The organism is Nocardioides bruguierae (assembly GCF_023656415.1).
In the GTDB taxonomy this organism is placed as follows: domain Bacteria; phylum Actinomycetota; class Actinomycetes; order Propionibacteriales; family Nocardioidaceae; genus Nocardioides; species Nocardioides bruguierae.
This window is the reverse complement of the sequence record NZ_JAMOIL010000055.1, coordinates 1-8,026: the sequence shown is the minus strand read 5'-3', so window position 1 is coordinate 8,026 and position 8,026 is coordinate 1. Positions and strand designations below refer to the sequence as shown.

At 64.8% G+C, this 8,026-nt stretch carries 10 protein-coding genes and 1 pseudogene; 4 read left to right on the top strand and 7 right to left on the bottom strand.

The window, feature by feature from the left end:
• Positions 1 to 112 (top strand): annotated as a pseudogene (locus tag M8330_RS22810) (IS5-like element ISMt1 family transposase); the annotation flags it as partial.
• On the opposite strand, the gene M8330_RS22805 reads toward M8330_RS22810, so the two are convergent.
• Positions 101 to 292 (bottom strand): VOC family protein, encoded by a 192-nt coding sequence (locus M8330_RS22805; RefSeq protein ID WP_372490287.1) that lies wholly within the window; start codon positions 290 to 292, stop codon positions 101 to 103. The pseudogene M8330_RS22810 and the gene M8330_RS22805 overlap by 12 nt on opposite strands.
• Positions 289 to 864: a CGNR zinc finger domain-containing protein gene (locus tag M8330_RS21460; protein ID WP_250829016.1), complete on the bottom strand. Its 576-nt coding sequence runs from the start codon at positions 862 to 864 to the stop codon at positions 289 to 291. The genes M8330_RS22805 and M8330_RS21460 overlap by 4 nt, the downstream gene beginning before the upstream one ends.
• 68 nt (positions 865 to 932) lie before the next feature.
• Between M8330_RS21460 and M8330_RS21455 the strand changes: the two genes are divergently transcribed.
• On the top strand, positions 933 to 2,219 hold the full coding sequence (locus M8330_RS21455; protein ID WP_250829015.1) for an MFS transporter: 1,287 nt from the start codon (positions 933 to 935) through the stop codon (positions 2,217 to 2,219).
• Between the two features lie 233 nt (positions 2,220 to 2,452).
• On the opposite strand, the gene M8330_RS21450 is transcribed toward M8330_RS21455, so the two are convergent.
• Positions 2,453 to 3,067 carry a recombinase family protein gene (locus M8330_RS21450; protein WP_250829014.1) on the bottom strand — a complete coding sequence of 205 codons (615 nt, stop codon included), beginning with the start codon at positions 3,065 to 3,067 and terminating at the stop codon, positions 2,453 to 2,455.
• A gap of 169 nt (positions 3,068 to 3,236) precedes the next feature.
• Here M8330_RS21450 and M8330_RS21445 point away from each other — a divergent pair, with 169 nt between their 5' ends.
• Both M8330_RS21445 and M8330_RS21440 read left to right on the top strand, forming a co-directional pair.
• Positions 3,237 to 3,419 (top strand): hypothetical protein, encoded by a 183-nt coding sequence (locus M8330_RS21445; protein WP_250829013.1) that lies wholly within the window; start codon positions 3,237 to 3,239, stop codon positions 3,417 to 3,419.
• A gap of 58 nt (positions 3,420 to 3,477) precedes the next feature.
• Positions 3,478 to 4,263 carry an RCC1 domain-containing protein gene (locus M8330_RS21440; protein ID WP_372490286.1) on the top strand — a complete coding sequence of 262 codons (786 nt, stop codon included), beginning with the start codon at positions 3,478 to 3,480 and terminating at the stop codon, positions 4,261 to 4,263.
• Positions 4,264 to 4,537: 274 nt separating this feature from the next.
• Here M8330_RS21440 and M8330_RS21435 read toward each other — a convergent pair whose 3' ends face one another.
• The 4 genes from M8330_RS21435 to M8330_RS21420 form a co-directional block, all read right to left on the bottom strand.
• Complete coding sequence (locus M8330_RS21435) at positions 4,538 to 5,797, bottom strand: MFS transporter (RefSeq protein WP_250829011.1); 1,260 nt, start codon at positions 5,795 to 5,797, stop codon at positions 4,538 to 4,540.
• Positions 5,794 to 6,237: a MarR family winged helix-turn-helix transcriptional regulator gene (locus M8330_RS21430; RefSeq protein WP_250829010.1), complete on the bottom strand. Its 444-nt coding sequence runs from the start codon at positions 6,235 to 6,237 to the stop codon at positions 5,794 to 5,796. The genes M8330_RS21435 and M8330_RS21430 overlap by 4 nt, the downstream gene beginning before the upstream one ends.
• Before the next feature lie 754 nt (positions 6,238 to 6,991).
• Positions 6,992 to 7,216: a hypothetical protein gene (locus M8330_RS21425; protein WP_250829009.1), complete on the bottom strand. Its 225-nt coding sequence runs from the start codon at positions 7,214 to 7,216 to the stop codon at positions 6,992 to 6,994.
• 204 nt (positions 7,217 to 7,420) lie between these two features.
• Complete coding sequence (locus tag M8330_RS21420) at positions 7,421 to 7,894, bottom strand: NUDIX hydrolase (protein ID WP_250829008.1); 474 nt, start codon at positions 7,892 to 7,894, stop codon at positions 7,421 to 7,423.
• Positions 7,895 to 8,026 lie beyond the last annotated feature (132 nt).

Genomic DNA, 8,026 nt, shown 5'->3' with positions numbered 1-8,026 from the left:
CTTCAACGACCACAAGCAGTGGCGAGGGATCGCCACCCGCTACGACAAGCTGGCTGTCGTCTACCGAGGCGGCGTCGTGCTCCGCACCATCACCATCTGGCTACGCGAATAACCAGACACTCCCTAGGTCGCTGGCGTTTTCCAGGTACCACGCACTGTGGCGAGCATCGGGGTCGGTGAGTGTGGCCGACCCGTCAGCGGTCTCTCGCTTCCATCCCAGGGCGGTAGCCCAGAAGGCCGAAAGCGTCTCGGCGTCTCGGCAATGGATGGTCAGGTTGGCGATCGTGCTCATGTTGTCCTCTCGTTGCGGCGCCGGTAGTAGGCGCGGGCTCGGTTGCGGTCTCCGCACCCGGTGGCGGAGCACCATCGGCGCCTGTTGCCACGGCTAGTGTCGAGGTAGACCCAGCCGCATTCGTCATCCCCGCATTGCCGGATGAGGCGATGTCGGTCGCTGGTCAAAAACTCAACCATGGCTCGACTCAATCGAGCGATCGGGGTTCTCGGGTTGAGCTGTGCGTCCCTCCAGCCCCAGGCGTCGCCGTCGAGTGCGAGATCAGCTGACGCGAGCCCAGTGCGGTAGCTCTTCGCAACCTGACCCGCCGCGCCGAAATCGTCGTGCACAGCGGCGAGGTAGAAGGCCTCGCGCAAGCGCCGTACATCGTCTAGGGCTCGCGCGCCCATCGTGCTGTCTGCTTGCAGCAACTCGGCTTCTGCCGGCTCGAGCACGCCGGCCAGGCCGGACCATGTCACAAGGTCGTCGTACGTCGCGAGCGCCTCGAACCGGCGCGAGAGCGACACGCGCCAGTGAACCGTGTTGACCAGGTCAAGGGTCACATGGCCGCCGATGAACCCGAACTTCTCCACGTCATTTTCCGTTCTCATGGCTTAAACAATTGTTGCCCATGAAGCCGCGGTGTGCAAACATCTCATGGGTGAACGTGCTTGAGCGCATGAGACATAACGATCCGAGCCTGGGACTTCTGGCGCGGGACCGTCCTTTCCGCTACTACTGGTTCGGGCAGACCGTGAGCGGCGTTGGTAGCCAGATGACGGTCTTCGTGCTCCCGTTAGTCACCGCGCTGGCGCTCGACGGCTCACCCGGCGACGTCGGTCTGGTCGCCACGACCGCGATGGCGCCGTACCTGCTCTTCTCGATGCTCGCCGGGCACACGCTCGAGGGACGCAACAAGCGCTCGATCATGATCGGGTCAGACCTGGCACAGGCCCTGCTGCTGGGCTCCATCCCGGTCGCGTGGGCACTGGATCTGCTGTCGGTTCCTCTGCTGGCGGTGGTGGCGTTCTTGTCCGGGACCGCAGCGCTGATGTTCGGGCTCGTCGGGTTCTCCTACGTTCCGGACCTCGTCCCCGAGGAGGAGTTAGGAGCGGCGAACCGCGCGATCCAGGGGTCGCGCACCTTCGCCCAGATCAGCGCACCCGGGATCGGCGGGATCCTGGTGGGGGCCATGGGGCCCGCCCTCGCGCTCGTCATCGACGCGCTCAGCTACTTGGCCTCGGCGCTTGGCATCGGTGCGGCGCAGCCCAGTCGACAGATCGACGAGACCCACACAACCGGTCAGGGCACCAGCGTGTGGGACGGTCTATGTCTGCTGTTCGCGAGCCCACTCCTGCGGCCCCTCACCGTGCATGCCGCGCTATACAACTTCGCCAGCCAGATCTTCACCCTCAACCTCGTGCTCTGGGCAGTGCAGCGTCAACAGGTCAGCGTCAGCGCCTATGGCGTCGCGATCGGTTTCGGTGGCGTCGGTGCACTGTTCGGCACGTTCATCGCTTTGCGGATCGCCGATCGCCTCGGGATAGGCAGAGCCTTCATTGCCTCTCTCGTCCTATCCTGTGTCGTACCACTGCTGACCACGGTGTGGGCCCTCACTGGGCTGGCACTGGCCGTAGTCATCGCCGTGGTCATGCTTGTCTCAGGTATCGGGCTCGGCAACGCCAACATCTATTCCATCACTATGCGGCAGAGCATGATCCCCCGCGATCAGCTCACCCGCTCCGCAGGGGCCTACAGCCAGGTCATGTACGGCGCCATCCCGCTTGGGGCCGCGTCCGCTGGCCTTCTGGGCGAGATCCTCGGCACCCGCACCGCGGCGACCATCGGCGCCGCCATACTTGCTCTCTCCATGCTGCCCATGATCACTCGATCAGTCCTGAGTTTCCACGTCGCGAAAGCACCCCAACCGGTCGAGGCGCGCTCGTGACACGGGCATCCCGCAGAGCCTCGCACCTCCTGTCGGATTGCCTCATACGCCGTTGCCCTGACCTGGTCCACCGTGTTGACCCTGATCCTCCTGTCTCTCGCCGCGCGTACGGGCGCCTGTCCCGAGATGGAACCGCTGTCGGGACGCAGCAAGGCCCGAGGCGGCCACCGAAGGGCTTCGCTGGTCGGCGTCCCGCGAGGGTGTCGGTTGCGGGACGCCGACGACCGAGGTGGTCAGCGTCGTGACGAGGCGTCAGCGAGTTCTGCCTTCGCGGCCGTGCGCTGTCGCTCGATCGCCCGGTAAACGGTGGATCGGCCTACGCCGAAGAGCTCGGCGACCTCGAGGGTGCTGTACTCACCGCTGTGCACCAACGACACCAGGTGCGCCTCCTGCTTGCGGCTCAGTTTGGGCTGCTTGCCCTTCAACCGGCCCTTGGCCCTCGCGACCTTCATACCCTCCACGGTGCGCAGCCGGATCAGGTCGGACTCGAACTCAGCCACCATCGCGAGGACGTTGAACAACAGCCGCCCAACTGCGTCGGTCGGGTCGTAGACCGACCCGCCGAGGCTGAGGCTGACCTCGCTCGTGGTCAGCTCGTCGGCGATCGCCCGAGCATCCGGAAGCGACCGCGCCAGCCGGTCGAGCTTCGTGACCACGAGCGTGTCGCCGGCGCGACAAGCGGCGAGTGCCTCACGAAGTCCAGGACGCTCGCGGTTGGTGCCGGTCAGGCCATGGTCGACGTAGATGCGATCGGCCTCGACGCCGAGGGCGAGCAGACCGTCGCGCTGCGCAGTGAGGTCTTGTTGATCAGTGGAGCATCGGGCGTACCCGACAAGCAGAGCGCTCATGGCGCACCTCCAGGAGTAGGCCCAGTCGTGCCACGGGGTTGTGACCGACTCGGGCATCGGGCAGGGCCCGACCCTCCAGCAAGCGCCCCGCTCGCCCGCCCGACAAGCCACCCAACTCGAATGCCGTTCCGCATATGGATTGGCGCCGCCACAGCCGATGATGGGCGGCATGGACATCACTGATCTCGAGCAGGCGGATGGCGAACTGGCCTCGCTCCTTCGAAAGTGTGAGGCCGTATTCCGAGGCAGCAAGCTCTCGCCCTCGCGACAAACGCTCATGGTCAACCGAGTCGCCGCTCTTCAGACGGCTTTCGAACTGGTCGCCGAGGCGAAGTTGCGCCGTGCAACCTGAAACGTCGGCGCTCGCTGCCGGGAGGCGGCATTCAGTTGGGCGTCGCCGTGACGGGACCGTGCTTGCCGTTGGCAACGATGCGGCGGGTGAGTGCCGTGTGGAGTCGTGGGACGCAATCGTCGCAGTGGCGGTAGGGAATGTTCATACAGCAAACAACACGGGGCGATCGCACACGATCGGCCTGCGCGCGGACGGCTCAGTAATGGCCACCGGCTGGAACGACGACGGGCAATGCGACGTCCTCGGGTGGCGGAACGTCATCGCCGTGGCCGCGGGCTGGCGCAGAACTCTCGGACTGCTCGACGATGGCACGGTCAGGGCGGCAGGTCGAGGTTCAGAGGGCCAGTGCGACGTGGCCCCGTGGAGCGACGTCATCGGCGTGTCCTGCGGGGACTGGCACTCGGTCGCACTGCGCGCCGACGGCACGGCTCTTGCCGTGGGCGTCAACCGCCGACGACAGTGCGCCGTCGAGGGGTGGCATGATCTGGCCGCTGTCGCGGCCGGCTACATGCACACGCTCGGTTTGCGACGTGACGGACGAGTGCTTGCCACCGGAGCCCGGACGACGGGTGCATGCGACGTCAACAACTGGGAAAACATCGTGCAGCTGGACGCGGGCAGCTATCACTCAGTCGCGGTCACTGCCCACGGAACCGCCCTCGCTGCTGGTGACAACAGCCACGGCCAGTGCGGTGTCACTCGCTGGGAAGGCATCGTCGCAGTCGCCGCCGGGTCCACCCACACCCTCGGCTTGCGAGTCGACGGCACGGTCCTGAGCACCGGAAACAACGCCGACGGTCAGTGCACTACAAACGCGTGGACGGGCGTCCAGATCGGTCGGTAGCGCCTCACCGGCGCATGCGCCAGTTCCGCAAGCACAACCCCCTACTGCCGATCCGAGCCGTCGGCGGCGACTACGGCGTCCCCACCCCACCTGGGTGCCAAGTGTGGGACATACTCGCCGACAGCCGATGGGCTCGCGAAGCGACCCGGTGCGGGATCGGCTGCCGGGAAGTCTCCGTACTGGTTAGTGTCCATCTCTCGCTACATGGTCTGGCGATCCAAGAATGCCATCCGGACTCCGCGAACACCTACGACGACTGCCGACAGTCAAACCGTTAGTCGAGACCGGTGCGGTCCACAGTGTGCCTATAGCCCCGCAACGAGGGGGTCCTTGCCGCGATCAGGACAGCCATCGCCGTAGCGGCGGCTCCGCCGATAGCCATCGAGAACGCTCCCGAAGTGGCGTCGGACACCAGGCCCGCTCGAAGGTCGCCGAGTTTCGGGCCACCGGCACCGACGAGGAAGTCAAGCGAACTGACTCGACCGCGAAACTCGTCGGGTGTTGCCGATTGCACGATCGTCCCTCGGCAGACGACGGCGGCCACATCTGCCGCGCCTGCGACTGCGAGAAGGGCTAGGGCTACCCACAGCCAAGGCGTCAACCCGACCAGGCAGAGCGCCGCGCCCCAGACGATGCTGGCCGCCACCGCTAACAATCCTTGGCGTGAGGCGCGGGTGATGCGTCCGGAGAAGACGCCGGCGGCGATGCCGCCGAGTCCTAGTGCCGGGACGAACAATCCGAGGGTCGCAGGCGAACCGCCGAATCGTTCGTCGTTGAGCACGGGAAACAGGGCCAACGGCATCGCGAATACGGTGGCGCTGAGATCGGCGAGTAGCACCGCGGCCAGGATGGGGGTGCGGGCGACGAACTGGACTCCGGCCGTGATGTCCGAGAATGCTCCGTCGGTTGTCAGTCCGGTCTGCTTCGGACGCCCGAGCCGAGGTAGTCCACGGGCTCCATGGATGGCGGCAAGGAACGCGAGCGCGTCGAGCGCGAGGGTGAATGCCACACCCTGAGTCGCGACCAGTATCCCACCAATCAGAGGACCGAGGAGCATGCTCATCTGAAACGCCGTGTGACTCAGGGCCAGCCCGGCGGCGAGGCGGTCGCCGGTCAGGAGCGTCGCGACCGAGGCTCTCGAAACCGGATTCCCGACTGATCCGAGCGCCGACTGGAGTGCGATCAGGGGAAACAGGGCTGCCACAGCATCGGCAAATGTCACGACCAGAAGAAGCCCACTTGCAACGCCGAGCTGCGCCCAACGAACGGCAACCAGCAGGGTGCGCCGGTCGTATCGGTCAGCCCAACTGCCTCCGAGCAGAGTGAATACCACCATCGGGACCAGCTGCGCCATGCCGATGAGGCTTACCGCCGTGGCGCTGTGGGTGCGCTCCCACACCAGCCATGCGACCGTGAAGGCGCCCATCGTCTGTCCGAGGCCCGATATGACATCCCCGATCCACAGCCGCCTGAACGCCCCACTCTCCCGTAGCGGTCGGACATCCAGCAGGGACGACGTCCGAGTTGAAGTCATTGCTGGTTCTCGGGAATGTCAATCACGTCCATGACGCGGTCCGCAAAGCTGCGGCGCTCCAGCGCAACGAGCAGGAGATCACCGAGTTCGGATAGGCTGAAGGGCAGCTCGTCCTCGAGCCGCTCGATCGACATCTCAGTGGCAGCCCACTCCGCGCGAAGGAGCGGGACGGTCGCTGCCCCAGCCTCCGTCAATGCCACGACCCGGGCGCGCGCATCCGAGGCCAGGGGCACGGTCTCGACGAGAGCCGCTTGGCGCATCGCGGCGATCGTCTGACTCATGGCCGAATGGGTTACCCCGCAGTCATAGGACAGCTGACGGATTGTCATCGGACCATCGGCGAGGAACATCAGCGTCATCGAGTAGCGCGGCTTCAAACCCGCAACGCCCAGGCGTCCGTAGACCTCGGAAATCGCTTCATCGGCTTGACGCAACGCCATCTGCAGGGAACGCCACCGACTGGGCAACAGTTCGAATCGGGGCGCACTGGACTCAGGTGAAGTTGTCACAGCACTAATATAACAGCGCTGTTGCATTGGGGCCCGCGGGTGACCAGCACACGACCTCGGGCTATGTCTGTGTCCCGATAGCCGAACACCAATCGGGAACGCCCTGGGTCCGCAACCCGCTCGCGGGACCCAGGCCCCGGTAGACCCGTCCGGTGGCCCGCGCCGGGACGGGCACCTAATGAGGCACGGCGGCAGCGCCTCCCCAGCGTATGCGCATATGTCTAGGGTCGTCATGTCGGTCGATACCCGTGGGACATCGACCTTGCGCCATCCCAGGACGTGTCGATTGCCATCGACATCGGCCAGCGCTCGTCGATTAACTACGTAAGACCCGTGGCGGTAACGCGAACCCCCAGCGCAGCAGGATCGCTAGGAACTCGTTGACTAGGGCGCCTTGGCGTTACAGATGGATATCCCTGTTGGACAAGAATGCCTCATGGTCAATATCCGCGGCAGTCTGCTCAGACTTCACTCATCAGCAGGGATTCCTACTGCGAGGACCCAGAGTCCCGCCCCCCGCTCTTCCGTCGCCGGTTGCGCCTAGACATCACGAAGGCAACAGCACTCACGATTACGAACCCGACGAAGATAAGGTTTAGCGTTTCATCCCGAATGACCCGCACGACGGTCATCGTCAGGAACCACGCTCCTGAAATGAGATAAATTGTAGACTTCCAATCAAAATTCACTCGGGCAGAGCCCCCTCTCCCGTCCGGTCGACCCTTTCATGACGGACGAGGCGAAAATACCCAATGATCGCCATACTCAAGAGCACCCAGCCCGAAGCGGCCGAAACCACGGCAGAAACCCGCGCCCTTCCATCCGAGAAAACAGCTGCTGCAGTCATGCCAACATCCACTACAAGCATAAAGGTCATGAACTTCAACAAAGTCTTGCGCTCTGGAGTCAAGGAGGAATCCTTTAGTGTTCACCGCTCGGGGACCGGCGGCCCCCATCGATTCGACACCCTAACGCAGATACTCCCCCACGAGACCCGAGGTAGGGGCATCGATCGCAAGGCAACCCACACCGCTGGAAACTAAGGCACATACCAAACCACGCATCCCAGAGCGACGGACCCAGCCAACAGTCGAGATGGCTGCCCTGCGGAGGATCAACCTAGATGCACGCCTTCCACCGGCTCGATCGCGTGCTGCAGGCGCAGGCGCATGGACGGATGCATCGCCAGGTTGTCAGTGTCGGTTGGGTCGACCCACTCGACACGCTTGCTCTCTGAGCTCGTCCGAGCTTCGCCACCAACGAGCCGGGCGGCGAAAGCGATGGAGAACTGCTGCCTGACCTCACCGTCCTCGTAGGCCATGACGTGGTTCGGGTTGGTGTAGGTGCCTGTGAGTCGCTCGACGACGACGTCGTAGCCGGTCTCCTCCTTCACCTCGCGCACGACGGTGTCGGTGATCGACTCACCGATCTCGTGCCCGCCTCCGGGCAGCGCCCAGAGGTTGTTGTCGGTCTTGTGGATCAGGAGGACGCGACCTTGGCCGTCCCGGACGATGGCGACCACCGAGGGCACGACACTGTTCGCCTGCGGCGCGTTGGGGTCGTCGATGTAGTCGATGCGTCGTCCCATGCGGTCACCGTGTCACGCCGCCGGAGATCCGACCAGAGGGTCGGCTGACTCCCACACGTGCTCGAAGGACTCCAGGTAGTGGGAGAACAGCTGGCCGCGCTCGACCTGACGCAGGTGGATGACAGGGTTTCG

Coding starts and splice junctions, on each gene's coding strand:
- M8330_RS22805 (WP_372490287.1), bottom strand. CDS start 292: ATGAGCACGATCGCCAACCTGACCATCCATTGCCGAGACGCCGAGACG.
- M8330_RS21450 (WP_250829014.1), bottom strand. CDS start 3,067: ATGAGCGCTCTGCTTGTCGGGTACGCCCGATGCTCCACTGATCAACAA.
- M8330_RS21445 (WP_250829013.1), top strand. CDS start 3,237: ATGGACATCACTGATCTCGAGCAGGCGGATGGCGAACTGGCCTCGCTC.
- M8330_RS21435 (WP_250829011.1), bottom strand. CDS start 5,797: ATGACTTCAACTCGGACGTCGTCCCTGCTGGATGTCCGACCGCTACGG.
- M8330_RS21430 (WP_250829010.1), bottom strand. CDS start 6,237: ATGGCGTTGCGTCAAGCCGATGAAGCGATTTCCGAGGTCTACGGACGC.
- M8330_RS21420 (WP_250829008.1), bottom strand. CDS start 7,894: ATGGGACGACGCATCGACTACATCGACGACCCCAACGCGCCGCAGGCG.